This window comes from Brevundimonas sp. Root1423 (genome assembly GCF_001426805.1).
Window position 1 is genome coordinate 84671 of record NZ_LMFL01000089.1, and the last position, 26375, is coordinate 111045.

The 26375-nt window shown below is 69.7% G+C and carries 24 protein-coding genes and 2 pseudogenes; 14 read left to right on the forward strand and 12 right to left on the reverse strand.

Translation table 11 applies throughout. The annotated features are described in order from the left end of the window. The first annotated feature begins 35 nt into the window (after positions 1–35). A complete protein-coding gene (locus ASD25_RS28810) occupies positions 36–1481 on the forward strand; it encodes an AMP nucleosidase (protein WP_055831934.1) in 1446 nt (481 codons plus the stop codon). Between the two features lie 132 nt (positions 1482–1613). Here the strand turns inward: ASD25_RS28810 and ASD25_RS28815 are convergent, their stop codons facing one another. From ASD25_RS28815 to ASD25_RS30915, 6 genes and pseudogenes are all read right to left on the reverse strand, one after another. Next, the gene (locus ASD25_RS28815; protein WP_082560179.1) at positions 1614–2117 is read right to left on the reverse strand and encodes a phasin family protein; all 504 of its coding nucleotides are present in this window, start codon (positions 2115–2117) and stop codon (positions 1614–1616) included. A gap of 21 nt (positions 2118–2138) precedes the next feature. Beyond that, positions 2139–2894: a creatininase family protein gene (locus ASD25_RS28820; protein WP_055831936.1), complete on the reverse strand. Its 756-nt coding sequence runs from the start codon at positions 2892–2894 to the stop codon at positions 2139–2141. A gap of 61 nt (positions 2895–2955) precedes the next feature. Beyond that, on the reverse strand, positions 2956–3549 hold the full coding sequence (locus tag ASD25_RS28825) for a TetR/AcrR family transcriptional regulator (RefSeq protein WP_055831939.1): 594 nt from the start codon (positions 3547–3549) through the stop codon (positions 2956–2958). Beyond that, positions 3549–5038, reverse strand: a pseudogene (locus ASD25_RS28830) (DHA2 family efflux MFS transporter permease subunit). The gene ASD25_RS28825 and the pseudogene ASD25_RS28830 overlap by 1 nt, the downstream one beginning before the upstream one ends. Continuing rightward, the gene (locus ASD25_RS28835; protein WP_055831944.1) at positions 5035–6147 is read right to left on the reverse strand and encodes an HlyD family secretion protein; all 1113 of its coding nucleotides are present in this window, start codon (positions 6145–6147) and stop codon (positions 5035–5037) included. The pseudogene ASD25_RS28830 and the gene ASD25_RS28835 overlap by 4 nt, the downstream one beginning before the upstream one ends. Before the next feature lie 39 nt (positions 6148–6186). Further along, positions 6187–6399, reverse strand: a complete 213-nt coding sequence (locus ASD25_RS30915) for a hypothetical protein (RefSeq protein WP_156377023.1) — start codon at positions 6397–6399, stop codon at positions 6187–6189. A 44-nt stretch (positions 6400–6443) separates the two neighbouring features. Between ASD25_RS30915 and nth the strand changes: the two genes are divergently transcribed. Continuing rightward, positions 6444–7175, forward strand: a complete 732-nt coding sequence (nth, locus tag ASD25_RS28840) for an endonuclease III (protein ID WP_082560180.1) — start codon at positions 6444–6446, stop codon at positions 7173–7175. Between the two features lie 219 nt (positions 7176–7394). Here the strand turns inward: nth and ASD25_RS28845 are convergent, their stop codons facing one another. Next, positions 7395–8285: a RimK family alpha-L-glutamate ligase gene (locus tag ASD25_RS28845; protein ID WP_055831948.1), complete on the reverse strand. Its 891-nt coding sequence runs from the start codon at positions 8283–8285 to the stop codon at positions 7395–7397. A gap of 92 nt (positions 8286–8377) precedes the next feature. Between ASD25_RS28845 and ASD25_RS28850 the strand changes: the two genes are divergently transcribed. The 3 genes from ASD25_RS28850 to ASD25_RS28860 all read left to right on the forward strand — a co-directional run bounded on the left by ASD25_RS28850 (position 8378) and on the right by ASD25_RS28860 (position 11520). Beyond that, a complete protein-coding gene (locus tag ASD25_RS28850; RefSeq protein WP_156377024.1) occupies positions 8378–9406 on the forward strand; it encodes an adenosine kinase in 1029 nt (342 codons plus the stop codon). 106 nt (positions 9407–9512) lie between these two features. Beyond that, on the forward strand, positions 9513–10268 hold the full coding sequence (locus tag ASD25_RS30920) for a hypothetical protein (protein WP_055831951.1): 756 nt from the start codon (positions 9513–9515) through the stop codon (positions 10266–10268). Further along, the gene (locus tag ASD25_RS28860) at positions 10255–11520 is read left to right on the forward strand and encodes a cupin domain-containing protein (RefSeq protein WP_055831953.1); all 1266 of its coding nucleotides are present in this window, start codon (positions 10255–10257) and stop codon (positions 11518–11520) included. Before ASD25_RS30920 ends, ASD25_RS28860 begins: the two co-directional genes overlap by 14 nt. Here ASD25_RS28860 and ASD25_RS28865 read toward each other — a convergent pair. From ASD25_RS28865 to ASD25_RS28875, 3 genes are read right to left on the reverse strand one after another with little or no spacing between them, the layout of a single operon-like run. After that, positions 11517–12059: a Smr/MutS family protein gene (locus ASD25_RS28865; protein WP_055831957.1), complete on the reverse strand. Its 543-nt coding sequence runs from the start codon at positions 12057–12059 to the stop codon at positions 11517–11519. The two genes, ASD25_RS28860 and ASD25_RS28865, sit on opposite strands and share 4 nt — an antisense overlap. Then, positions 12056–12316 carry a helix-turn-helix transcriptional regulator gene (locus ASD25_RS28870; protein WP_055831960.1) on the reverse strand — a complete coding sequence of 87 codons (261 nt, stop codon included), beginning with the start codon at positions 12314–12316 and terminating at the stop codon, positions 12056–12058. The genes ASD25_RS28865 and ASD25_RS28870 overlap by 4 nt, the downstream gene beginning before the upstream one ends. A 23-nt stretch (positions 12317–12339) precedes the next feature. Next, entirely contained in the window at positions 12340–12837 is a 498-nt protein-coding gene (locus ASD25_RS28875; protein ID WP_055832022.1) for a DUF2975 domain-containing protein, read from the reverse strand. Between the two features lie 549 nt (positions 12838–13386). Between ASD25_RS28875 and rdgB the strand changes: the two genes are divergently transcribed. The 9 genes from rdgB (at position 13387) to ASD25_RS28920 (ending at position 23810) form a co-directional block, all read left to right on the forward strand. Next, positions 13387–13989, forward strand: coding sequence for an RdgB/HAM1 family non-canonical purine NTP pyrophosphatase (gene rdgB / locus ASD25_RS28880; RefSeq protein ID WP_055831963.1), 603 nt, complete (start codon positions 13387–13389; stop codon positions 13987–13989). Positions 13990–14029: 40 nt separating this feature from the next. Beyond that, on the forward strand, positions 14030–15199 hold the full coding sequence (gene hemW / locus ASD25_RS28885; RefSeq protein WP_055831965.1) for a radical SAM family heme chaperone HemW: 1170 nt from the start codon (positions 14030–14032) through the stop codon (positions 15197–15199). A gap of 410 nt (positions 15200–15609) precedes the next feature. Then, positions 15610–16482: a 16S rRNA (cytidine(1402)-2'-O)-methyltransferase gene (gene rsmI / locus ASD25_RS28890; protein WP_055831971.1), complete on the forward strand. Its 873-nt coding sequence runs from the start codon at positions 15610–15612 to the stop codon at positions 16480–16482. Continuing rightward, positions 16479–16919: a YraN family protein gene (locus ASD25_RS28895; protein ID WP_369816709.1), complete on the forward strand. Its 441-nt coding sequence runs from the start codon at positions 16479–16481 to the stop codon at positions 16917–16919. The genes rsmI and ASD25_RS28895 overlap by 4 nt, the downstream gene beginning before the upstream one ends. Next, a complete protein-coding gene (locus tag ASD25_RS28900; protein ID WP_055831973.1) occupies positions 16916–17731 on the forward strand; it encodes a SirB1 family protein in 816 nt (271 codons plus the stop codon). The genes ASD25_RS28895 and ASD25_RS28900 overlap by 4 nt, the downstream gene beginning before the upstream one ends. 59 nt (positions 17732–17790) lie before the next feature. Next, on the forward strand, positions 17791–18735 hold the full coding sequence (gene gshB, locus ASD25_RS28905) for a glutathione synthase (protein ID WP_055831975.1): 945 nt from the start codon (positions 17791–17793) through the stop codon (positions 18733–18735). An 88-nt stretch (positions 18736–18823) separates the two neighbouring features. Beyond that, a complete protein-coding gene (locus tag ASD25_RS28910; RefSeq protein ID WP_055831978.1) occupies positions 18824–20413 on the forward strand; it encodes a YifB family Mg chelatase-like AAA ATPase in 1590 nt (529 codons plus the stop codon). 107 nt (positions 20414–20520) lie between these two features. After that, positions 20521–22029, forward strand: coding sequence for a response regulator (locus ASD25_RS28915; RefSeq protein ID WP_235561816.1), 1509 nt, complete (start codon positions 20521–20523; stop codon positions 22027–22029). 35 nt (positions 22030–22064) lie between these two features. Then, on the forward strand, positions 22065–23810 hold the full coding sequence (locus ASD25_RS28920) for an MFS transporter (protein ID WP_055831982.1): 1746 nt from the start codon (positions 22065–22067) through the stop codon (positions 23808–23810). Here the strand turns inward: ASD25_RS28920 and ASD25_RS30925 are convergent. Both ASD25_RS30925 and ASD25_RS30930 read right to left on the reverse strand, forming a co-directional pair. After that, a partial coding sequence (locus tag ASD25_RS30925; protein ID WP_255356210.1) for a phosphate acyltransferase occupies positions 23807–24925 on the reverse strand: 1119 nt, incomplete at its 5' end. The genes ASD25_RS28920 and ASD25_RS30925 overlap by 4 nt on opposite strands. A 1-nt stretch (position 24926) precedes the next feature. Then, positions 24927–26200 (reverse strand): annotated as a pseudogene (locus tag ASD25_RS30930) (malic enzyme-like NAD(P)-binding protein); the annotation flags it as partial. Positions 26201–26375 lie beyond the last annotated feature (175 nt).

The window sequence follows — 26375 nt, forward strand, 5'->3', positions numbered from 1 at the left end:
CTCGCCAAGGTCATCTTCTTCCGCTAGATGAGGCCATGACAGAAACGATGACACCACAGGCGGCGCTGGACCGCCTCGAAGCCCTCTACAACCAGTCCGTCTCCAACCTGCGCACCGCGGTGGGGGCCTTTCTCCGGACCGGCGAACGCGCCGATCCCGAGGCCCGGGCCAAGGGCCTGTTCTCCTATCCTGAACTCAGGGTCAGCTGGTACGGCGAACGGCCGGCCAATCTGGAACAGCGCGCCTACGCCCGGCTGTCGCGGCCGGGAGTCTATGCGACCACCATCACCCGGCCCGACCTGTACCGTCCCTATCTGCTGGAACAGCTGACCCTGCTGGAGGCGGACTATGGCGCGGCCTTCGACGTGCGCCCGTCGGATCAGGAGATCCCCTTCCCCTATGTGATGGACGGTTCGGACGTCGCCCTCGACCGCAGCCAGACGGCCGCCGTCGCGCGCTATTTTCCGACCACGGACCTGGCCCATATCGGCGACGAAATCTCGGACGGGATGTTCGACCTGACCCGGGATTTCCCGCTGGCCCAGTTCGACGGCCTGCGCACGGACTTCTCGCTGGCCCGCCTGCGCCACTACACCGGCACGCCGGTCGAGGATGTGCAGAGCTACATCCTGTTCACCAACTACAACCGCTATGTCGACGAGTTCGTGCGCTGGGCCTGCGCCCAGCTGCAGGATCCGAACAGCGCCTATGACAGGCTGGTCTGCGCCGGCGGGATCGAGATCACGCGCGACACGCCCAGCCCCGAGACGGCGGTCATGGACGCGGCCTGGAAGAAGCACCAGATGCCGGCCTATCACCTGACGGCGCCGGGCCATCGCGGCATCACCCTGGTCAACATCGGCGTCGGCCCGTCCAACGCCAAGACCATCTGCGACCACCTGGCGGTCACCCGTCCCCACGCCTGGATGATGATCGGCCACTGCGGCGGTCTGCGGCCCAGCCAGAGCATCGGCGACTATGTGCTGGCCCACGCCTATCTGCGCGACGACCACGTGCTGGACGCGGTGCTGCCGCCGGACATTCCCATCCCCTCGATCGCCGAGGTCCAGCGGGCGCTGTACGACGCAGCCAAGATCGTCTCCGGCGCGCCGGGCGAGGAGGTCAAGCGGCGCCTGCGCACCGGCACGGTGGTGACCACCGACGACCGGAACTGGGAGCTGCGCTATTCCAAGTCGGCGCTGCGCTTCAACCAGAGCCGGGCCGTGGCCATCGACATGGAATCGGCGACCATCGCGGCCCAGGGCTACCGCTTCCGCGTGCCCTACGGGACCCTGTTGTGCGTCTCGGACAAGCCGCTGCACGGCGAGATCAAGCTGCCGGGACAGGCCAACCGCTTCTATGAGGGCTCGATCTCCGAGCACCTTCAGATCGGCATTCACGCCATCGACCTGCTGCGCGCCGAGGGCGCCCGCCTGCATTCGCGCAAGCTGCGCGCCTTCGACGAGCCGCCGTTCCGGTAAGAAACACGTTCTCCCTCCCCTTCATGGGGAGGGAAGTCGGCGCGAAGCGACGACAGGGTGGGGTGCGTCTGAAATTCCCCCCCGGTCGCTGCGCGACCCCACTCCCTATGAAGGGGAGGGAGAATATCTCGCCTACTTCTTCAGCCGCTTCGCATTGGCGACGGCGGTCCGGTGGATCGGACGCATGACGTCGGCCTGGCCCTTCAGAAGCGCGCTGTTCATCGTCAGCATCTGGGTCGCCGCGCGGCTCCACCAGCCGACGGCGTAGCTGTACTGGGCCTGCATGGCGGCCGCGGGGGTCGAGGCGGAGGCGATCGACGTCGCGGCCCTGGAGGCGTGCCCGGCTTCCGTCATCAAGCCGGAGCCGACGCGGCCGCCGATGTCGCCGAACGTCTTCGCCATGGCCGAGGCCGAGGCGGACAGGGCCTCGACCTTTTCGGTGCTCATCAACGACATTTCCTTCAGGTCGACCTTGCGCGGGTCGACCAGGCCCGCGGCCATGATCTCCATGCGGGCGGTGATCACATCGCCGGCGGCCTGCAGCATCTCCCCGCCCGACAGGGCGGTGCTGGCCGCGCGCGCGCCGTCGCGGGTCAGGCGGCGGCCGGTCTTGATGGCTTTGTCGAACTGGGTCATGCGCCGAGCCTTGGGCCGCAATCAGGTCGCGGGCAAGACCTCCGACGAGAAGTCCGCCACATCCTTCAGAAGGGCGGGGACCGCCGCGTCGATGATGGTCCGGCCCTTTTCGGGGCTGGCCTGGGCCGGGTCCGAGCCGATGCGGCCGTCGGGGAAGCGGGCGCGATAGTCGAGGGCGTCGCGGATCGGGCCGGTGGGGGCGATCTGCGGGCTGTAGTCCGCCACCTTGATGCGATCCGGATAGGCGGCCTGGGTGACGGCGATCTCGGACGGGGTGGCGTGCATCCCGTGGCCCGTCGGGAACATCCTGGCGCACAGGCTGTGCACCCCCGGCAGGTCCCACCAGTTCTTCAGCTTGAGCACGAACGGCGGCTGCTCCTCGACGAACGACCATTCGGCGTAGATCTCGGCGAAGGTCGCCTCGATTGTGGCGACGTTGCCGCCGTGCCCGTTGAGGAAATAGATCCGCTCGAAGCCATGCCGGCTCAGCGACGACACCCAGTCGGTGATGGCGGCCATGAAGGTCGAAGGCCGCAGCGAGATGGTGCCGGCGAAGGCCAGGTGATGCTGGGCCATGCCGATATTGAAGGTCGGAGCCACGACCAGGCTTTCGTCCTGCGCCTCCGCCGCGTGGGCGATGATCTCGGGGCACAGCCAGTCGGTGCCGAGCAGGCCGGTCGGGCCGTGCTGTTCATTCGAGCCGATGGGCACGACGACGGTCTTCGTCGTCTTCAGCCGCGCGTCGATCTCGGGCCAGGAGGAGAGGTGGATCAGCATGGGTACGCTCCGGAACGGTACGGGCGCGGTCTAGGCCGATTGTCCGCCGCGGCCAACCGCCTCAGACGGCGAAGGCGCGCAGGAAGCGGCGGGCCGCCTCGGCGGCGCGGGCCCCGAGGTCGAAGTCCGGATGGGGGAGGCCCAGCACGCCGCGCAGGTGGCCGTGGCCCAGCACCATGCCCGAGAACATCTCGGCGGCGGCGTCGGGATCGGGGATGCGCAGCAAGCCCTTGCGGTCCTGCTCGGCGAGCCAGGCGGACAGACGGCGCAGGCCTTCGGCCGGGCCGGCCTGATAGATGGCCGCGGCCAGTTCCGGGTCGCTCGGCGACATCAGGGCGACACCGCGCATCGAGGCGCCGGCCTGGGCGCCGCACAGCTTTTCCAGCATGCCGGCGGCCATGGCGGTCAGCACCGTTTCGGGATCCCCGCCGCTCCGCAGCGGCGTGCTGATGGCGTCCGAGCGGCGGGCGGCCAGGACGCGGCCGATCTCCACCTTGGACGGGAAGCGGTTGTAGAGGGTCTGGCGCGACACCCCGGCCCGGCGGGCGATGGCCTCCATCGAGGTCAGGGCGCCCTTCTCCGAAAACAGGGCCAGGGCCGCGTCCAGGATGGCCTCGGTCTTGGCCTCGTCGATCTGTCCGGCGACGCGGGCCATCAGTGGGCGTCCACCGGCGGGCCGCCCGCCACGGCCTTCACCGGACGGGACAACAGGGTCACGAAGGCGGCGAAGACGCAGCCGACGGCCAGCATGGCGAAGGCGTCGCCGAAGGCCAGGGTCGTGGCCTGGAGATTCAGCATGCCCTGGATCGCCTTCATCGCCGCTCCCGCCGGGTCGATCGAGCCCGCGAACCGCTCCTGCATTCCCGCCAGCATGGCCTGCATGCCGCCGTTCGTCACGGAGATGTTCTGGGTCAGCTCGCTCATGTGCGAGGCCGTGTTCTGCGTCAGCGAGGTGTTCAGGAAGGCCAGGCCGAAGGCGCCGCCGACGTTGCGGGACAGGTTCACCAGGCCCGAGGCGTTCTTGACCATGTGCGGCGGCAGGGTCGACATGGTCACCTGCTGGGCCGCGATCATGGCCATCATCACACCGGCCCCGCGCACGGCCTGGACCCCGGCGAATTCCCAGAAGCCCCATTCGCTGGTCACGGCGTGGGCGTCCCACATGCCCCAGGCGCACAGCATGAAGCCGCCGAACATCAGGATGCGAGCGTCGACCTTGCGCACCAGCCGGCCCGCGAACGGGGCCGTGACGAACATGGCCAGGCCCGACACCACCATGGTGGTGCCCACCTCGGCCGCCGAATAGTCCCGCACCCGGGACAGGAACAGCGGCAGCAGGAAGGTGCCCCCGAACAGGGCCGCGCCGACGGTGAAGGTCATCACCACCCCGACCATGAAGTTGCGGTTGGTGAAGGCGCGCAGCTCGACCACGGGGTTATGGTAGGTCAGGGACCGCCAGATGAAGGCCGGGCCGGTGATGGCGGCGAGGACCGACAGCCACAGGATGTTGTCGTCCGAGAACCAGTCGTTCTTCGACCCTTCCTCGAGCACGAATTGCAGGCTCATCAGGAAGACCGCCATCAGGCCCAGGCCCCACCAGTCGAAGCCCTTGGTCAGCGACGGGTCGCCCTTGTCGAAATTGGCGTAACGGCCGACGAGGAACAGCACCAGCAGTCCCGGCGGGACGTTGATGAAGAACAGCCAGCGCCAGCTCAGCCACTCGGTCAGGTGGCCGCCCAAGGTCGGGCCGACGGTGGGCGCCAGGGTCACGATCAGCCCCATGACCACGCTGGCGGTGATGCGTTTTTCCGGCGGGAAGGCCGTGAAGGCGACGGCGAAGACGGTCGGGATCATGGCCCCGCCGACGAAGCCCTGAAGCGCGCGGAAGAAGATCATGGCGTCGATCGACGACGACAGGCCCGTGGCCACGCTCATCAGCATGAAGCCGGCGCAGGAGACGAGGAACACCTTCTGCGTCCCCCACCGGCCTGGATCTGCGGCAGGGACGAGGCCACGATCTGGATGTCGAGGATGGCCATGAACTGGCCGATCACCATGCCGGCGAAGCCCAGCAGCAGGATGGTCCAGTTGATCTTCGGTTCGGCCGGGGCTGCTCCGGCCACGGCGGGAGCGGCGGCGGTCACTGGACCGCGACGCCCGTGTCGGCGGCGGCGGTGGCGATGGTCCCGGTGGCGGCCTGGGCGAAGCTGAGGCCTCCCCGGCTCTTCAGGTCGACCTTGACCTCGACCGACAGGCCGGGCCGCAGGGCGGCGCCCGAGGCGCGATCGACGCGGATGCGCACCGGCACGCGCTGGGTGATCTTGGTGAAATTGCCGGTGGCGTTCTCGATCGGGATGAGAGCGAACTCGGAGCCGGTCGCGGGCGAGAAGCTGTCGATGTGGCCGGTCAGGGCCTGACCGGGGTAGGCGTCGGCGCTGATCTCGACGGTCTGGCCGAGGCGCAGGCGATCGACCTGGGTCTCCTTGAAATTGGCGACCACATAGGCGTCGCCCAGCGGCACGATCGACAGGATCTGGCCGCCCGGACGGACATACTGGCCCACGCGCACGCCGCGCGCGCCGATCACGCCGGCGACCGGCGCGCGGATGACGGTGCGGTCCAGGGCGATGCGGGCCTGTTCGACCTGGGCGCGGGCCACCTCGACGGCGGCCACGCTCTGGCTGCGGGTCGAACCCAGCACCCCGGCGGTGCGCTGTTCGGCGACCAGGGCGGCCTGTGCCTCGGCGACGGTGGCCTGGGCCGTGCGGGCGCCGGCCTGTTCGGTCTGGATGCGCTGCTGCGACACCCAGCCCTGTTCGGCCAGCTTGCCGTAACGGTCGACCTGCTGGCGGGCCAGATCGGCCTGGGCCTGGGCCTGGGCGACGCCGGCGGCGCGCGAGGCGATCAGGGCCTGTTCCTGGGCCGCGCGGGCGTCGACATTGCCGACGGCGGCGATCACCGAGGCCAGATTGGCTTCGGCCTGGGCCAGGGCGGCGCGGGCGTTGGCGTCGTCGAGGCGGATGAGGATCTGGCCCGGCGCGACGCGCTGGTTGTCGGCCACCAGCACCTCGACGACATAGCCGTCGATCTGGGGACTGACCTCGGTGGTGTCGGCGGCGACGAAGGCGTTGTCGGTGGACTCCCAGCGCTGCTTGCCCTGCCACCACGCGATCCCGCCGACAAGGACGGCCACGGCGACCACGGCGCCCACCATCAGGGGCAGGCGTTTTTTCAGGGTGGGCGACAGGGCCATGGGGGCGCGCTCGGAGCAGGGGGTGTCAGGGAGGACGACTTAAAATGGACGATACTGTCCAAAAATCAACAACGCTCGTTTCGGCGCCGCAACACGTCTTGTTTCGCATCGTTTGGCGGCCGTGATGTCCGCTGGCTCGCGGCGGGCGAGATCGACGCCACCGCCCTTGAAGCCGCGCGCCGGCCGGTTCTCGACACCGCCCGTCGTCGTCGAGGTGCGGCCGAAGGTGGTTCCGGTTGTCGCGCGGATCACGCGCTGATCTGGCGCGGCGACGCCAGCCGCGCTCTAAGTCGGCCATGACCCGGAAGGTTTCCAGAGACACGCCCAAACGTCCCGCCGTCATGACCGGCGCGGCGATCCCCGTGCTGGGCTGGCCGCCCGACGAGGACCGGGTCGAGGCCGTCTTCGAGCGGCTTTCGGCGGTCATGCCCGAGCCGAAGACCGAGCTGAATTTCTCCAGCCCCTACACCCTGGTCGTGGCCGTCGCCCTGTCCGCCCAGGCCACCGACGTCTCGGTCAACAAGGCGACCGACCGGCTGTTCCGGGTGGCGGACACGCCGGCGAAGATGCTGGAACTGGGCGAGGCCGGACTGGTCCCCTACATCGCCTCGATCGGCCTCTATCGCGGCAAGGCGCGCAACGTCATCGCCCTGAGCCAGATCGTGATGGAGCAGCATGGCGGCGAGGTGCCGCTGAACCGCGCCGACCTGCAGGCCCTGCCCGGCGTCGGGCGCAAGACGGCCAGCGTGGTGCTGAACGAACTGGGAATCGAGCCCGCCATCGCGGTCGACACCCACGTTTTCCGCGTCTCTCACCGGCTGGGTCTGGCCAACGCCGCCACCCCCGACAAGGTCGAGGCCCAGCTGTTCCGCGTGGTGCCCGAGCAATGGCTGCCCAAGGCCCACCACTGGCTGATCCTGCACGGCCGCTACACCTGCACGGCGCGCCGGCCGAAATGCAGCGCCTGTCTGATCAGCGACCTGTGTCCGACGCGGCCCGATCTGGTGGCGATGGGCGAGGCGGGCTGAATCCTTTCCAGCGGGAGGGAGTTCAGCGCCCCGCCTTCAGGACTTGATCCAGAAACCCGTTTTGCCAGACGACTTTGGTCGATCGACTCATTGAAAGGAAACAGGTTTTCCAGCCGACCAGCGTCAAATGCCTGGCGCCCCTTCTGGCGGGGTTACACTCTCTTTCCAACCTTCGGGGAAGCGCGGAAGAGTCCGATGAGTCCGCAATGTCCGCTAAAATCAGCGGACTCGACATTCCGCCTGCAGCCGGGCGCGCACCGCGTCCGCGAACCTCTGCCCGCCTTCCGGCGCGGAACCGAGATAGAAGTCCGGCTCGATCAGCTCGGCCTCCATCAGCAGCCAGCGGCCGTCGGCGTCGGGCGCCATGTCGATGCGGGCGTACAGCAGATCCTCGCCGATGGCCGCCAGCGTCTGCTCCGCAAGGGCCAGCGCGCCGGCGGGCGGCCGGGCGAGGGCGGTGTAGCCGCCGCCGTACTGGACCTGGACCCGGAATTCGCCGGGAACCGGCCGCTTGTTGACGACATGGCTGAGCCCGCCGCCGAAGAACAGCAGGGAGGTTTCGCCTTCCGTCTCGATGGTCGGCAGATAGGGCTGGATCATCGCCGGCCCCCCGGGCGCGTCGACCAGCCGGTCGCCGCGCGACAGTCGCAGGGTCTTCCACGCCCCGCCGGAGACGCGGGGTTTGACCACCAGCCGGTCGGTTCCGAAGCGGTCGAAGGCGGCGTCGACATCGGCCTGTCCCGGGCTGTCGATCCAGACCGTGTCGGGGATGGCGATCCCCTGCTCGGCCAGTCGCTTCAGATAGCTCTTGTCCGAATTCCAGCCCAGCACCGACGGCGGGTTCAACATCCGCAGCCCCGCCCCGGTCCAGGTCGCGCAGGCGTGGATCCAGCGCTCATGGTCCCGGTGATAGCCCCAGACGATCAGCGGCAGGACCAGCGGAAATCGCTCCAGGGCCGAGGCGTCGGCGACGTGTTCCGTCCACGGCGTCGGGACGACGGTCACGCCCGCGAGGGACAGGGCTTCGCCCAGCCGCGCCAGCACGCCCGGCCACTGGCCGGCGTAGGAGGGATCGGACGGGTCGGGGGTCAGGACGGCGACTTCGGTCATCCCCGGGTCTTAGCGAACAGTCGGGAAATGCATAAGGGTTTCCTTATGGGTTTTTGGATGACGCCGGGCCGGTCGTCCGCTATGGGCCGCCCATGACCCAGATCCCCGCCTCCTACGATGTCTGCGCCGTCGGCAACGCTATCGTCGACGTCCTGGCCCCCTGCGATCCCGCCTTCCTGACGGCCCAGGGTCTGACCGCCGGCTCGATGCAGCTCGTCGACGCGCAGCAGAGCGCCGCCCTCTATGGCGCCATGGCGGCGGGGGTCGAGGCCTCGGGCGGCTCGGCCGGCAACACCGTCGCCGGCGTCGGCTCGTTCGGCGGGCGGGCCGCCTATATCGGCAAGGTCGCCGACGACACCCTGGGCGGCGTCTTCAGCCACGACATCCGCGCCGCCGGCGTCGTATTCGACACCGTCCCGCTGAAGGATGGTCCCGAACGGGGCCTCGCCACCGGGGTCTGCATGATCAACGTCACGCCGGACGGCCAGCGCACCATGTGCACCTTCCTCGGCGCCGCCAACCAGCTGGCGGCCGCCGACATCGACGCGGCCCTCATCGGCGCCTCGGCCATCGTCTATCTGGAAGGCTATCTGTTCGATCCGGCCCCGGCCCGCGCCGCGTTCGAGGCCGCCGCCGCGGCCGCCCACGCCGCCGGACGCAAGGTCGCCATCACCCTGTCCGATTCCTTCGTGGTTCACCGCTGGCGCGCCGAACTGCTGGCCTTCATCGAGGCCTCCGCCGACATCGTTCTGGCCAACGAGAACGAGCTCCACGCCCTGTTCGAGACCGAGGATTTCGACGCGGCCGCCGCCCATCTGGGCCGCATCGTCGACGTCGCCGCCGTCACCCGCGGCGCCGCCGGTTCGGTGGTGTTCGGAGGCGGCGGGACCGAGCGGGTCGAGATCGCCGCCTGCCCGGTCGACAAGGTGGTCGACACCACCGGCGCGGGCGACCAGTATGCCGCCGGCTTCCTGCTGGGTCTCGCCCGCGGCCTGTCGCTGGAGGACGCCGGCAAGCTCGGTTCGCTGGCGGCGGCCGAAGTCATCGCCCACTGGGGTCCGCGGCCGATGACGTCGCTGGAGCGGCTGGCGAAAGAGGCGGGCCTGGCCCTGAACGCCTGACGCCCTCGCCTGCAACCCGCCTGGGTTGACAGGTTTCGGTCCGTACAGGACCTTGTCTGCGGGAGTGCGCGAAAGTTGCGCGCGGAGGCTTGGTTCGGGGGACTTGATGGCGGACTTCAGCAGGCGCTCGTTTCTCGAGCGGGTGATTGGCGCGGGCGTCACGGGCGGGGCGCTGGCGACGGTTGCGGGAGGCCCGGCTTTCGCCCGGCAGGACGGACCGACAGATTCCGATCCCACCGACTCCGTGGGCGCCGGCCGCGGCACGGGCGTGAGCGACACCGACAGCGGCGACCGCGTCGGCCAGGGCCGCAACACCACAGGGGTGAGCGACACCGACAGCAGCGACCGCGTCGGCCAGGGCCGCAACACCACGGGCCAGACCGACAGCGACAGCACCGACCGTTCGGGCCAGGGCCGCAACACCACGGGCCAGACCGACAACGACAGCACCGACCGTGCGGGTCAGGGCCGCAACATGACCGGCCAGACCGACAACGACAGCACCGACCGTTCGGGTCAGGGCCGCAACATGACCGGCCAGACCGACAACGACAGCACCGACCGTGCGGGTCAGGGCCGCAACATGACCGGCCAGACCGACAATGACAGCACGGACCGTTCGGGCCAAGGCCGCAACATGACCGGCCAGACCGACAACGACAGCACGGACCGTTCGGGCCAGGGCCGCAACATGACCGGCCAGACCGACAACGACAGCACCGACCGCTCGGGTCAGGGCCGCAACATGACCGGCGTGACCGACAGCGACAGTTCCGATCGGTCGGGGCAGGGACGAAACACCACGGGCGTCACCGACAGCGACAGTTCCGACCGCGCCAATCAGGGGCGTGGGCCGCGCTGAGGGTCGCGTCCTGATGGGGGCCCTGCAGGCGCCGGGCGTGATCGAATGGATGGTGGGCGTCCCGGATCAGGTCTTTCTGTCCGATGTCCATGAGCAGAAGCCGCTGATCCATGGCGGCGGCGATGTCGACCGCTTCGACGCCCTTTTGACCCTTGACCGGCTCAACGACCGGCTCGCCGAAATGGATCTCCGGGAAGGCATGGTCGAGATGACCAACGCCCGCTCGCCCGTCGATCGGTCGGACTATGTCGCCAACGGCGTCGTCGACCGCGTGGCGCTCGCCAGGGGCTATCGCAACGGCGCCACCCTGGTCGTCAACCAGCTTCAGCACAGCGACAAACGGCTGGCCGACTTCTGCCGCGCGCTGGAGCAGGCCCTGTCGTGCCACATCCAGACCAACATCTATTTGACGCCTCCCGGCGAACAGGGCTTCCGCACCCACTACGACAGCCACGATGTCTTCGTCCTCCAGGTCGAGGGCGAGAAGACCTGGCGCCTCTACGACGAGCCTGCCGCGTCTCCCTATCGGGGCGAGAAATTCCGCTCCGGTGAACACGCGGCCGGGGAGGCCAGCCACAGTTTCGTTCTGCGAAAAGGCGATTGCGCCTACATCCCTCGCGGCTATTTCCATGATGCGGCGAACCTTGGCGACGGTCCGTCGCTGCACATCACCGTGGGGTTGATCGTCCGCACCTGGGCGGATCTGATGCTCGAGGCGGTGTCCGAGGTCTGCCTCCAGGACCGGGCGTTCCGGAAGGCCCTGCCGTACGACTATGCGAGGCCGGATTTCGACCCCGCCCGGCTGCAACCGGTTTTCGACGCCCTCGTCGAGCGCCTGAGCGGCGCGATCGCGCCCGCCAACGCGTGGGAGACGATCAGCGAGGCCTTCATCCGTTCACGCGAACCGGATATCGCTGACGCCATCGCCCGCAACCGGGCTGACGACGGGACGATCTATGTCGCCCGCCCGGCCTTCACCCGGATCTCGGACCTGGGCGACGGCGTCCGGGTCCTGGGGCCGGGTTCGGACTTCCGTTTCGGTCGCGCCCCGGTCGGCCTCGTTCGCCGGATCCTGTCGGGGGAGCCCTTCCGGCTGGCGGACCTCGACCATCCCGAGGCCGCCGACGTGGTGGAGCGTCTGACCACCGCCGGCCTGGTGCACCGTCAGGCGGGCGAGCGCGCGGCTCCCTGGGGGCCGGGGAGGGCGCCCGGGCCGCCGGCCGATCGTCGGGCCGGCGGCGCGAACGACTAGGCTCGCCGGACCGTCACATACAGGGCGCCGTCGCCGCCATGGTGGCGGGCGGCGGAGGCGTAGCCCGACACCACGCCCCGCAGCGCGGGGCTCTGCAGCCATTCGTGCACCGAGGCCCGGATCACGCCGGTTCCGCCCCGGCGGCCCTGTCCGGTGATGACCAGAACCGAGCGGTAGCCGCGCGCCTGCGCCCCGAGCAGAAAGGCCGTCAGGGCGTCCTGGGCCTGGAAACGGCCGAAGCCGTGCAGGTCGATCCGCGCCTCGATCGGATCGCGCTCGCGCGACAGGCGGCGCTGTCGGCGGGGCTCCAGTTCCTCGGGCAGGCCGCGCGGGCGTCCGGGCGCCATCGATGGCGTGTAGGACGGCGGCGTTCCACGCTCTTTCGGTGTGGCCTTCGGATGCGGCGCGGCCGGGGGCTCGACCGCGGCGGGGCCGGCCATGATCAAGGCCGCCTTCTTCGGTTGGGCGGGGGTGACCGAACCGGCGACGCGGGCCCAGATGCGACGGTCGTCGGGGCTCAGGTCGTCGCGGCGGCTCATGTCGCGCCGGGGGCGGTCCCGTCGACGTCCTCGTCGGAGCCCGAATCCTGCGGCCCCGGCGTCTGGACCAGCAGGTCGCCCGGCTGGCAGTTCAGTTCGCGGCACAGGGCGTCCAGGGTCGAGAACCGGATGGCGCGGGCCTTGCCGGTCTTCAGGATCGACAGGTTCGCCAGGGTCACGCCGACGCGGTCGGCCAGCTCGGTCAGCGACATGCGCCGCTCGAGGAGGATGCGATCTAGCTGGACGCGAATGGCCATGGCGGGGCTCTAGCGGACCTTTTTCAGATTGTCAGTTCGGATTCGCGGCGCAGGCGGGCGCCTTCGCGGAATACCTCGGCCAGGACGAAGACGACCAGGATGGAGAAGGCGGGGGTGACGAGGTCGAAAAGCGACGGGGGGTCCATCTCGCCGCGGGCGAGGCGCGCCACCAGCGTCTGCCCGATCCAGGATCCGCCGGTGACCACGGACAGGATCAGGCCGATCTGCTTCAGCCGGCTGACGTTGGTGGGATGGAAGGGGTCGCCCGTGGCGAGGGTGGCGAAGATGCGGCGCAGCTGCCTCAGGATCAGGGCGAAACCGCCGAAATAGCCGGCGAAGGCCCCGAAACCGAACAGGATGTAGGTGCGTGAGACCGGAACCTGGGTGCCGCCCGATTCGTCGCTGAAGATCAGGCCGGTGGGTCCCATGGGAATGAACAGGGTGACGACGAAAGCCGCCACCACGATCAACGTCAGAAGGATCATCAGCCAGTAGGCGACGCCGAGAGCCGCATTCAGCAGCCGGGACATCGAGCGGGCCCGCAAGCCGGGCACAGGGGGTACGCTAATCCCGAGTTTCTTCATTTTCGGGAAGCGCATGGAGGGGCCTCGTTCAGGCCGGGGGTCGAGGCGAGGATGCCGCGCGGGGTCCGGCGAACCCACACGCGGGCTTATTCATCGCGATTGTCATGCCGATCGTCAAAGCTCCGGTGAGACAGAGAAGAATCACAGGGGCAGAGCCGTCAAAAGCAGGACGCGGAAAATTACTTCCTCCAGCGTCGCGCCAATGATTACCGCGCCCATGCTCACGACCAGTCATCGCCCGCGCCCTGCACGNAGGAAGCGTTCATGGTGTTCATGGTCTTTCTCCGTAGTTCCTGAGTGAGGGATGTTTTCACCCCTCGTTCGTTGTTCCGCTGCATCGATCTTGCCGGTATCGGCTTGTTCGGGGAACGTCGCGGCGTCCGTTCTTGAGGACATAGATAGGACGTGCGTCGAAGGAAGTCATGTTACATATCGTTTAACGATATTAAACTTTGGCAATGGATTGTTGCGGAGCGCGTGACCAGAATGAATCTGAAGCTTATCAAGGGGATGCGCCTGGTGGTGGCGACCCACAATCCCGGCAAGGCGGTCGAGATCGACGCGCTTCTGGACGGACATTACGAGGTGGTCACCGCGGCCGGCCTGAACCTGCCCGAACCCGAAGAGACCGAGAGCACGTTCGCGGGCAACGCCCTGCTGAAGGCGCGCCACGCGGCGGACCGGGCCGGAGAGGTCGCCCTGGCCGACGACTCGGGCCTGTCGGTCGCGGCGCTGGACGGGGCGCCGGGCATATTTTCCGCCCGCTGGGCCGGCCCCGACAAGGATTTCGCCTTCGCCATGCGCCGGGTGGAGGAACGGCTCGAGGAGATCGGATCGGACGACCGCCGCGGCTGGTTCACCTCGGCCCTCGCCGTGGCCTGGCCCGATGGCCCGACGGTGGTCGTCGAGGGCCGGGTCGACGGCCTGCTGACCTTCCCCCCGCGCGGCGACCGGGGATTCGGCTACGATCCCATCTTCGTTCCCGATGGCTACGGCCAGACCTTCGGCGAACTGGACCCCGCGCTGAAGGATTCCATCAGCCACCGGGCGCGGGCGTTCGCGAAGCTGAAGGCGGCGCTGATTGACTGATCCCGTTCCAGACCCGGGGCACGATGTCGCTCGAGTGGCGATGCGCCGCGCGCATCGCGATAGCGACCCTGGAACTGACCTCGCCCTGTACGTCCACTGGCCGTACTGCGCTCGCATCTGTCCATATTGCGATTTCAACGTCGTGCGGGACCGGGGGCGGGTCGAGGAACAGGCCGCGCTGGCTGCGGCCATCCTCGCCGACATGGAGGCGCAGGCCGCCCTCGTCGGCCCGCGACGGCTGGCCTCGATCTTCTTCGGCGGAGGCACGCCGTCCTTGATGGCTCCGGACGCCGTGGCCGCGATCATCGACCGGGCCAAGGGCTTGTTCGAGCCGCGCGGCGACATCGAGGTTTCGCTCGAGGCCAATCCCACCGACGCCGAGGCCGCGCGCTTCGCCGCCCTGGCGGACGCCGGGGTCAACCGCCTCTCCATGGGGGTGCAGGCGCTGGACGACGCGGCCCTGGCCTTCCTCGGGCGCAATCATTCGGCGGGCGAGGCCCGGCGCGCCGTCGCCGTCGCCGCGGGCGCCTTTCCGCGCCTGTCGATCGATCTGATCTACGCCCGCCCCGGCCAGACCGTCGCCGGCTGGACCGCCGAACTGACCGAGGCGCTGGGCCTCGGCTTCGAACACGTCTCGCCCTATCAGCTGACCATTGAACCGACGACCGCCTTCGGCCGCGCCGTGGCGCGCCATGCCTGGACGCCGCCTGACGAGGACCTGTCCGCCGCCCTCTATGAGGCGACCCAGGGCGTGCTCGAGGGCGCGGCGTTCGAGGCCTATGAAGTCTCCAACCACGCACGCGGCGTGGCGGCCCGATCCTCGCACAACCTCCATGTATGGCGCGGCGGCGACTATCTCGGCGTCGGCCCGGGCGCGCACGGCCGGCTGACGCTGGGCGGGGCGCGAACGGCGACGGTCGCGCACAAGGGTATCTGTCCGTACGTCGCCGGCGTCGCGGCGGGGACGCCGTGGAGCGAGCGCGAGACCCAGTCGGCGCGGGACGCGGCGGAGGAAAGGGTGCTGCTGGGCCTGCGCACGTTCGAGGGTCTGGCCCTGGCCGATCTGGCCCCGCTGGGCCGGTCGGAGGCGGAGGAGCCGCTGGCCGGGCTGATCTCGGATGGCTTCCTTGTGGTGGACGCGGGCCGGGTCAGGGCGACGGCGACCGGACGGCCTGTGCTCGACGGGGTGCTGAGGGCGCTGCTGGTCTGACGCCGTCGGGGCTTGCGGGCCCGATCTGGATCGCCTGACCCGCGCTCCGGCCAGAAGGCGGTATTCCCGCCCTCTGCCATCCGCCCCTTTCGCCCCCCTGGTCAGGCCGTCTCCCCCCCCGATCCGGCCGCCGAGCCGCCTTCGTTTCCCTGGCGCCGCTCTCCGCCGTGGTAAAATGGATGGGTCGGGAACCGAAATCCCGCCGCCACGGACTTTGACATCGTCATCCCGACCGGTCCGGCCCGACCGGACCCCGCGCCACCCGCGCAATTTCCGCCGTTCAGCGTCCGCCGCAGAGGGGGCGAGAGTCTCGCTTTCCGGCATTTTTCCGGGGCCGGTTCCGTCTCCCGCCCGGCGGCGCGTCAAGCCCCGCCCTTGAGCCGGGCGGCCGCCGCTGGCACGGTCCGCCGATGTCCGAACCCTCGCCGTTTCCCCCGACCGCCCCGCCGCCGCGCAAGGTGGCGTCGGGCCTCTATCTGGTGGCGACGCCGATCGGGAACCTGAGGGACATGACCCTGCGGGCGCTCGACGTGCTGGCCGCCGCCGACCTCGTGCTGGCCGAGGACACGCGGGTGACCGGCAAGCTGCTGTCGGCCTATGGGCTGAAGGCGAAGCTGGAGCGCTGCGACGACCACGCCTCGCCCCGCGCCGCCGAACTGGCCATCGAGCGGTTGCGCGAGGGGGCGGTGGTGGCCCTGGTCTCGGACGCCGGCACGCCCGTGGTCAGCGACCCCGGCTTCGTGGTGGCCCGGGCGGTGATCGCCGCCGGCCTGCCGGTGCACCCGATCCCCGGCCCGTCCAGTCTGCTGGCCGCCCTGTGCATCGCCGGCCTGCCCGCCGACCGGGTGCTGTTCGCCGGCTTCCTGCCTCCAAAATCGGGCGCGCGGCGGACCATGCTGGAAGAGCTGCGGACCGCGCGCCAGACCCTGGTTTTCTTCGAGAGCGGACCGCGGCTGGCCGACAGTCTTGCTGACATGGCCGCCGTGCTGGGGCCGCGCCCCGCCGCCGTCGCCCGCGAATTGACCAAGCTGTTTGAGGAGTGCGTGCGCGGCTCGCTGGCCGAACTGGCCGTCGATCCACGCTGCCAGTCTCCCAAGGGTGAGATCGTCGTCGTGGTGGGGCCGGGCGAAACCGAGGTCGCCTCCGACGCCGACGCCGACGCGGCCCTGGCCGAGGCCATGACCCGTCTGCCGCCCGGCGAGGCCGCCGCCGAGGTGTCGCGGGCCCTGAACCTGCCGCGCAAGCCGCTCTACAAGCGGGCGCTGGAGCTTCAGGGCCGGTGAAGGCCCCGAAGCCCGCGACCCGGCTGACGGCGCCCAAGGTCGGGCGCGTCAAACAGGACTGGCGGGTGGGGCTGGGCGCGCGGTCGCACCGGGCCGGCCATGGCTCGGAATGGCTGGCCGCCGCGCTGCTGATGGCGAAGGGCTACCAGATCCTCGGCTTCCGCCTGAAGACCCGCGCGGGGGAGATCGACATCCTCGCGCGGCGCGGCCGGACCCTGGTCGTGGCCGAGGTCAAGCGCCGCGCCACGCTGGAGGCCGCCGTGGCGGCCCTGGCCCCGGACCAGTACGACCGGCTGCTGGCGGCGGGCCGGGCGGTGTTGCGCCAAAGACCCAGCTTGACCGGTCATGTGCTGAGAATCGATATGGTGGCGCTGGCTCCCGGACGGTTTCCGCGCCATCGTCGCGGCGTTGACGCCTTCGGGAGGGGCGGCGCATGACCCGCGACGACGCGATCGCCGTGCTGACGGAGGCCGGACAGGCCGAGGACGACGCCTTCCCGATGCTTGAGGCGGCCATCGCCTGCGCCATCCACGACTATCCGTTCCGTGATCCCGAGCCGGTCCGGACCCTGGCCAATCATGCGGCCGAACGGCTGGCCGAACGCGTCGGCGGCGAAGGCCCCGATGACGCTCTGGCCGAGACCATGGCCGCCGACCTACGGCTGAACGGCGACCTGCTTCACTATGACGACGCCGCCAATACGGACATCATCGATGTGGCCGAACGCCGGCGCGGCCTGTCGGTGGCGCTGAGCGTCTTCTACCTCGATGCGGCGCGGCGGGCGGGCGTGAAGGCCCGGGGCGTCGACTTCCCCGGTCACTTCCTGCTGCGGGTCGAGACGCCCGACGGCCCGGTGGCGCTGGATCCCTTCAGCCAGGGCCGGCTGGTCCTGCCGTCGGAACTGACGCGCCGCGCGCTCCGGGCCGGGCTGACCCCGCACGTGGCCGACCGCCTGGACGTGCTGATGGCCCCGGTCAGCGATCGGCAGGCCCTGATCCGCATGCAGAACGTCCTGTTCAGCCGGGCCATCCGCGCCCAGGATTTCGAGGGCGCCGAACGCTCGGCCCTGCGCCGCGCCCTGCTGGACCCCGAGGATCACCGCCCCTGGCTGGACGTGGCCGCCGCGCGGGAGAAGCGGGGCGCTCTGGCCGGCGCGCTGGAGGCCTTGTCGCACGCCCGGACGCTCGACGACCCCATGGAGGTCACGCGCCGGATGTCGGTCGATCGCGTGCGCCTTCAGCTGAACTAGGGTTGCGCGACCGCCGCCCTCTGCCCATTAGCCAAGGTCCACGGTTGGAAGGACAGGGCATGCTCAGAGTCGCGATCCAGATGGACCCCGTCGAGGCGGTCAACATCGAGTCCGACACCACCTGGCTGATGATGACCACGGCCCAGGACCGGGGCCATGCGCAGTGGGTCTATGATTTCCGCACCCTGGCGCTGGAAGACGGCAGGCTGTTCTGCCGCGCCCGGCCGGTGACGCTGCGCCAGACCGAGGGCGACCACGTCACCTTCGGCGACGAGGTGAAGCTGGACCTCGGCGCCGACGTGGACGTCGTCCTGATGCGCCAGGACCCGCCGTTCGACATGGCCTATGTCACGGCGACCTATCTGCTGGAGACGGTGCACCCCCGGACCCTGGTGGTGAACGATCCGGCCGAGGTGCGCAGCGCCCCGGAGAAGCTGCTGGTGACGCAATTCCCCGGCCTTACCCCGCCAACGCTGGTCTCGTCGGATCCGGTCGCCCTGGTCGATTTCCACCAGCGCCACGGCGATGTCGTGCTGAAGCCCTTGCACGGCGCGGCCGGTTCGGGCGTGGTCAGGCTGAAGGCCGGCGACCCCAACCTCGAGGCCCTGATCGAAATCCACGCCATGGGAAGCCGCGACCCGCTGGTGATCCAGAAATTCATTCCGGCGGTGTCGAAGGGCGACAAGCGCATCATCCTGATCGACGGCGAGCCGGTGGGGGCCATCAATCGTATTCCCGCCTCGGGCCAGGTCCGTTCGAACCTGCGCGTCGGCGGTACGGCGGCCCCGGTCGAACTGACTGCCCGCGACCGCGAGATTTGCGCCGCCATCGGGCCGACGCTGAAGGCGCGGGGCCTTCTGTTCGTCGGCATCGACGTCATCGGCGACTACCTGACCGAGATCAACGTCACCTCGCCGACCGGCGCCCAGCAGCTCAGGCGGTTCACCGGCGTCGATGCGGCCGCGCTGATGTGGGACGTGATCGAGCGCAAGCGGGCGGTCTGATCCCATTCAGGGTTGCGGCCTGATATAGATCAGGATTGCATTTCGGGGAGGTTCGTGTTTCGTTCCCTGCTGCAGCGGGGAGGGCGCGGTGGCGGCTCGGGTGGTGACGGTCGCGTTCGAAGGCGTCGAGGCGCGGCGCGTGGACGTCGAGGTGCAGCTGGTCGGCAATGACGGGCCAATCGTCTTCGCCATCGTCGGCCTCCCGGACAAGGCCGTGGCCGAGAGCCGCGAGCGGGTGCGAGGGGCGTTCGCCGGCATCGGCCTGGCCCTGCCGTCGCGGCGGATCATCGCCAATCTGGCCCCCGCGGACCTGCCCAAGGAAGGCAGCCATTTCGACCTTCCGATCGCCCTGGCCCTGCTGGCCGCCATGGGGGTGATCGCGCCGGACGCGCTAGACGGGTGGGCCGCTGTCGGCGAACTCAATCTGGACGGCCAGATCGCGCCGGTGGGCGGAACCCTGCCGGCGGCGGTCGCGGCCTCGGCCATGGGGCTGGGCCTGATCTGTCCCGAGGCCAACGGGCCCGAGGCCGCCTGGGCGGGGGACGTCAACATCCTGGCCCCGCGCTCGCTGATCGGCCTGGTCAATCATTTCAAGGGCAGCCAGGTCCTGCGCGCGCCGGGCCCGGGACCCGTTCGGACGGGGCCGGCGGCGGCGGACCTTCGCGAGGTCAAGGGTCAGGAGAGCGCCAAGCGTGCGCTGGAGATCGCGGCGGCCGGCGGCCACAACCTGTTGTTCGTGGGCCCGCCGGGCTCGGGCAAGTCGATGATGGCGGCGCGGCTGCCCGGCCTGTTGCCGCCGTTGACGCCGCAGGAACTGCTTGAAACCTCGATGGTCTGGTCGGTGGCGGGGTTGATCGAGCGCGGGGCCCTGACGCGCGCCCGGCCGTTCCGCGCCCCGCATCATTCGGCCTCCATGGCGGCCCTGACCGGCGGCGGGCTGAAAGCCAAGCCGGGCGAGGCGTCGCTGGCCCACAACGGCGTGCTCTTCCTCGATGAACTGCCCGAATATTCGGCCCAGGCGCTGGATTCCCTGCGCGCGCCGCTGGAGACCGGAGAGATCGTGGTGGCGCGGGCCAACGCCCATGTCCGTTATCCCGCCCGCTTCCAGCTGGTCGCGGCCATGAACCCCTGCCGCTGCGGCGTCGGCGGGGCCGGACGCGGGGCCTGCGGCAAGGCCCCGCGCTGCCAGCGCGACTATCAGAACCGCATCTCGGGCCCGATGTTCGACCGCATCGACCTGACCGTCGAGACGCCGCCGGTCACGGCGTCGGACATGGCGCTGCCGCCGCCCGCCGAGGGCACGGCGGAGGCGGCGGCCCGGGTCGCCGCCGCCCGCGCCATGCAGGAGGACCGGCTGCGCGCCGCAGGCGTCGATCCGGCCGTCGCGCGCGATCAGGCCGTCAACGCCCGCGCCTCGGGCGAGACCCTGGACCGGTTCGCCACGCCCGACGCGGCGGGCCGGGCCCTGCTGATGCGGGCCGGAGAGGCCGGGGGGCTGACCGCCCGCGGCTGGACCCGGACCCTGCGGCTGGCCCGGACCATCGCCGACCTCGACGGCTGCGACGGGGTCCTGCGGCGGCACATCGCGGAGGCCCTGGTCTATCGCCGCTCGACCGTCGGGGCCCAGGGCGATTTCGAGCGCCAGATCTCGCATCGCGCAGACGTGCCTGTTTTCTGAAGGGCTTTTGAGCGGGTGTTAATATCTGAGGCCGCATGTTTCCCGCACAACGTGAGGGACGCGAGGCCAGAATGGCGCGACGTGGGAAGACGACCGAACCGGCAGACATGAAACCCGTCAGGGGGGACGCGCCCGAACAGCAGTTCCTGCGCCTCATGAGCCACGAGATGCGCACGCCCCTGAACGGCGTGATCGGCATGCTGGGCCTGCTGCAACGCACGCGGCTGGACGGGGCGCAGCGCGCCTATGCCGAAGCCGCCCGCTCCTCGGCCGAACACCTGCTCGGACTGGTCAACGATCTGCTGGACTACGCCCGGCTTGAGGCCGGCAAGCTGGAGTTCGACGCCGCCCCGGTCGATCTGGAAGGCCTGGTGCGGGGCGTCGCCGAACTGTTGAGCCCCCGGGCGCACGACAAGGGTCTGGAGATCGTCTGGTCGGTCGCCGCCGACGCGGTCGACATCGTCGGGGACGAAGGCCGGCTGCGTCAGGTGCTGTTCAACCTGGCCGGCAATGCGATCAAATTCACCGAAACCGGCGCCGTGCGCATCACGGTCGAGCGGGTCGGCGGCGCGGCCTCGCGCCCGCGGCTGGCCTTCATCATCGACGACACCGGTCCGGGCGTTCCGGCCGAGGCGCGCAAACGCATCTTCGAGGAGTTCGGCCACGTCGACGCCTCGGACGCCAGCCGCTTCGGCGGGGCCGGCCTGGGCCTGGCCGTGGTGTCCAAGCTGGCCTCGGCCATGAAGGGCGTGGTCACGGTCGGCGACCGGCCCGACGGCCCGGGCGCCCGCTTCCGGTTCGAGGCCGCCTTCCCGCTCGCGAAGGGCGCCGCCGGCCGCGGCCGTCCGCTCGAGGGCTGCACGGTCAACGTCATCAGCCCCGACCCCTTCGTTCGCGCCGGCGCCGTCGCCCAGATCGAGGCTTGCGGCGGACGCCAGGGCGCCAATGGCGACGTGGTCCTGATCGACCACGCGGCCCGCGCGGTGGGTTCGGGACTGGCCGCCCGTCCGGCCCACGGCCGCGGCGTCATCCTGCTGAAGCCGTCGGAACGCGATCTGATCGCCCGCTACAAGGGCGTCGGTTTCCACGGCTATCTGATCAAGCCCCTCCGCCGCGCCTCCGTGGCCGAACGGGTGCTGGCGGCGGCCGGGGGCCGCGCCACGCTGCAGGCGGGCCTGCCGCCGCCGCCGCCGCCCGAGGACGATCGCGTCGGCCTGACCCGGTTCTCGGGCACCCGCGTCCTGCTGGTCGAGGACAATCCGGTCGGCGCCCTGCTCGCCGCGACCCTGCTGCGCCGCGAGGGCTGCGCGGTCGAGACGGCGGCCAGCGGCTATGAGGCGGTCGCGGCGATGAAGCGGGCCCGCTACGATCTGGTGTTCATGGATATGCGGATGCCCGGCATGGACGGGCCCAGCGCGGCTCGCGCCATCCGCGCCGGCGGCGACAGGACGCCGATCGTGGCCCTGACCGCCCACGCCTTTACCGAGGACCGCCGGACCTGTCTGGAGGCCGGGATGGACGATCATCTGGTCAAGCCGCTGGAGCTCGAGACCCTGCGCGCCTCACTCGCCCGCTGGACGAACCGCACGGAGCGCGCCAAGGTCGCCGTCGCATAAGCCGACGCGGGGGCGTCGCTTTCGAGGGACGCCAGATGACCGACGCCAACACGCCCGCCAAACCCGCGCGGGGCCTCGGGGGACTGGCGGTCTACGGCGAGCGGCGCGTGTTCGTCATGCTGCTGCTCGGCTTTTCGGCGGGCCTGCCCTTTCTTCTGATCTTCGACACACTTTCGGCCTGGCTCCGCGAGGATGGCCTGTCGCTCGCAGTGATCGGCTTCTTCGGTCTGGCGACCCTCAGCTACACACTCAAATTCATCTGGGCGCCGCTGGTTGATCGCACGACGATCCCCGTCCTGACGAAATGGCTCGGGCATCGCCGCTCGTGGATGGTCGTGACCCAGGCGCTGGTCGTCTTCGGCCTGTGGTCGATCTCGGGCCAGAACCCGTCCGGTTCGCTGGCTTCGGTCGCCATGTTCGCGGTCCTGACCGGCGTGTTCGGCGCCACGCAGGACATCGTCATCGACGCCTGGCGGATCGAGGTCGCGGACGATACGCGCCACGGCGCGATGGCGGCGGCCTATCAGCTCGGCTACCGCTTCGCCCAGATTCTGGCCGGCGCCCTGCCGCTGGTGCTGGCGGACATCTACAATTGGAACGTTTCCTACGCGGTCATGGCGGCGCTGATGGGGATCGGCATCGCCGCGGCCTTGTTTGCTCCGCGGGAGAAGGCGCACGAAATCCGGCCCATTCCGGTCGGGGACGTTCCGTCCCGCCCGCCGCTGGAGTTTCTCGAGTGGATCGTGAGGCTGCTGATCATCGTCATCGCGGCGCTGATCATCGGGTCCGGCCTGACCGGCGCGGCGGACATGCTGGCCGGGGGGCTCGGTCTTGTGGGCCTGTCTGCGACGAGCGCAGAAGCGTTGAAGGCCGCGTGGACGGCCAAACCGGACGGTGTCTACATCCAGGTCGCCGCAACCTTCGGCGGGCTGGCGCTGCTGGTGCTGGCCTGCTGGCCGATACCGCGCGTACCGACCCGTCCAGGGGCCTATCTGGCGGGCTCGTTCGGGGAGCCGCTGAAGGACTTCTACCGACGCTTCGCCGGCGTTGCGACGCTCATCCTCGCGTTGATCTGCGTCTACCGACTGGCCGACTTCGTCCTCAACATCATGAATCCGTTCTACCTCGACCTCGGCTTCGACAAGACCGAGGTGGCCGAGGTCCGCAAGGTCTTCGGTGTCTTCGCCACGACCTTCGGCGTGTTCGTGGCGGGATGGGCAGTGGCGAAATTGGGCCTCATCCGCACCATGGTGATCGGCGCCTTCATGAGCCCGCTGTCGAATCTGGTTTTCGCCTGGCTGGCTGTCCAGGGCCCTGATCTCGGCGCGCTTTTCGTCGCCATCGGCATCGACAACGCCGCCACGGGTTTCGCCGGCACCGCATTGATCGCCTATATGTCGAGCCTGACATCCCTCGGGTTTACGGCGACGCAATACGCCCTGTTCAGCTCGCTGTACGGCCTGCCGGGGAAGCTGATCGCGTCGCAGTCCGGGCGGATCGTCGAAGGATCGGCCCGGGCGGCCGAGGGCGGGGGGCTGTTCGCGCCTCTGAGGGGCCTGTTCGGGAACCTGCCGGCTGGATCGCTGGTCGAGGGGGCGGCGACCAGCGGTGTGACGCCGGCGGCGCTGGGCGCCGGTTATGTGGTCTTCTTCCTTTACTCGACCGTGATCGGGGTCTTCGCCGTGGCGCTGGCCTTCATCGTGGCGCGCAAGCAGACCGAACTGCAGGCTCGGCAGGCTGAGGAAGCGGCCGCCGATGCGACGGAAGCCCACCCGTCCTAGCCCTCGACCACGGCCCCCTCGTCATAGGCGGCGAAGGTGGCGGCGGTGATGATCTCGGAGACCGAGGCCCCGAGGCTGACGATCTGGACCGACTTCTCGAGCCCCACCAGCAGCGGGCCGATCACGGTGGCGCCGCCCAGCTGTTGCACGAGCCGGGTCGAGATGGCGGCCGAATGAATCGCGGGCATGACCAGGACGTTGGCGTGGCCGGACAGGCGCATGAAGGGATAGGCGGCGCGCGCCTCGGGATCGAGCGCCAGCTCGGGCGGCATCTCGCCCTCGTATTCGAAATCGACGCCGCGCTGGTCAAGGATGCGGATGGCCTCGCGCACCTTCTCGCCGCGATCCCCGGGCGGGTTGCCGAAGGTCGAATAGCTGAGGAAGGCGACGCGGGGGGTCTTGCCCAGCTTGCGCACCGTGGCGGCGGCCTGGATGGCGATCTCGGCCAGTTCCTCCGCGTTCGGAAGTTCATGGATCGAGGTGTCGGCGACGAACAGGGTGCGGCCTTTCGCCAGCAGGATCGACACGCCGATCATGCGGTTCCGGACGTCGAGGACGCGCCGGACCTCCTTGAGGACCATGTTGAAATTGCGGGTCACGCCGGTGACCATGCAGTCGGCCTGGCCGCGCGCGCACATGGCGGCGGCGAAATAGTTGCGGTCCTGGTTGATCATCCGCTGCACGTCGCGGCGCAGATAGCCGCGGCGCTGAAGGCGGGCGTAGAGCCAGTCGGTGTAGTCGGCGTTGTGCTCGCTGACCCGGGCGTTGACGATCTCGATTCCCATGTCGTCGAAGATCAGGCCGGCCTCGGCGGCGTTCTTGCGGATCAGCTCCTCGCGACCCAGCAGGATCGGGGTGCCCAGTTCGGCCTGTTTGAAGGCCCAGGCGGCGCGGATGACGGCGGTCTCCTCGCCCTCGGCGAASACCACCCGCTTGTTGGGGGCGGCGCGCACGGCGSCCGAGATRTTCTGCATCAGGGCGGCGGWCGGATCGAGSCGCGASCGCAGCTGGGTSCGGTAGGCGTCCATGTCCTCGATCGGCTTGCGGGCCACGCCGGTGTCCATCGCCGCCTGGGCGACGAAGGGCGGGATGTACCAGATCAGGCGCGGGTCGAANCGCAGCTGGGTCCGGTAGGCGTCCATGTCCTCGATCGGCTTGCGGGCCACGCCGGTGTCCATCGCCGCCTGGGCGACGAAGGGCGGGATGTACCAGATCAGGCGCGGGTCGAACGGCGTCGGGATGATGTAGTCGCGGCCGAATTTCAGCTTGCGGCCGCGATAGGCGGCGGCGACCTCGTCCGGCACGTCCTCGCGGGCCAGGGCCGCGAGGGCGCGCGCGCAGGCGATCTTCATCTCGTGGTTCACCCGCCGGGCGCGCACGTCGAGGGCGCCGCGGAAGATGTAGGGGAAGCCGAGGACGTTGTTGACCTGGTTGACGTAGTCCGACCGGCCGGTGGCCATGATGGCGTCGGAGCGGACCGACAGCACGTCTTCCGGGGTGATCTCCGGGTCCGGATTGGCCATGGCGAAGATGATCGGATCGGGCGCCATGGAGGCGACCATTTCTTTCGTGATCGCGCCCTTGGCCGACAGGCCCAGCACCACGTCGGCGCCGACCATGGCCTCGGCCAGGGTGCGGTGCGGGGTGTCGGTGGCGTGGGCGGCCTTCCACTGGTCGACATTGGCGCGGCCCTTGTAGACGACGCCGTCGCGGTCGACGATGACGGTGTTCTCGGCCCGGACGCCCGCGGCCTTCATCAGGGCGATGGACGACAGGCCCGCGGCGCCGGCCCCGGCGAGCACGACCTTCAGGTCCTCCAGCTTCTTGCCGGCGATATGGGCCGCGTTGATCAGGCCGGCGGTGGAGATGATGGCCGTGCCGTGCTGGTCGTCATGGAAGACCGGGATGTCGAGCAGATCCTGCAGCTGGCTTTCGATGACGAAGCATTCGGGGGACTTGATGTCCTCCAGGTTGATGCCGCCCCAGGTGTCGCCGATGTTCTTGACCACGGTGACGAACTCGTCCGGGTCGGTGGTCTTGACCTCGACATCGAAGCTGTCGACGTCGGCGAAGCGTTTGAAGAGCACGCATTTGCCCTCCATCACCGGCTTGGACGCCATGTGGCCGAGGTTGCCGAGGCCGAGGATGGCGGTGCCGTTGGAGATCACGGCGACGAGATTGCCCTTGGACGTATAGTCATAGGCCTTGTCGACGTCGTCGGCGATGGCCAGGACCGGAATGGCGACGCCCGGCGAATAGGCCAGCGACAGGTCGCGCTGGGTCGCCATCGGCTTGGTCGGCGCCATGGAGATCTTGCCCGGTGTCGGGGTGCGGTGAAACTCCAGCGCGTCTTCGTCGGAGAAGGTCTGTTTGTCGGTCAGGTCAGCCATGGGATGTTCCTAAAGCGGGGGGGCGGCCGGGACAACCGCCGCGGCCGTCTCCCTCCCCCGAAGTGGGGAGGGTGGTCGCGCAGCGACCGGGTGGGGAATGGCGGACGCACCCCACCCTGTCGTCGCTTCGCGCCGACATCCCTCCCCATGAAGGGGAGGGAGAAGCAGGCGTGCG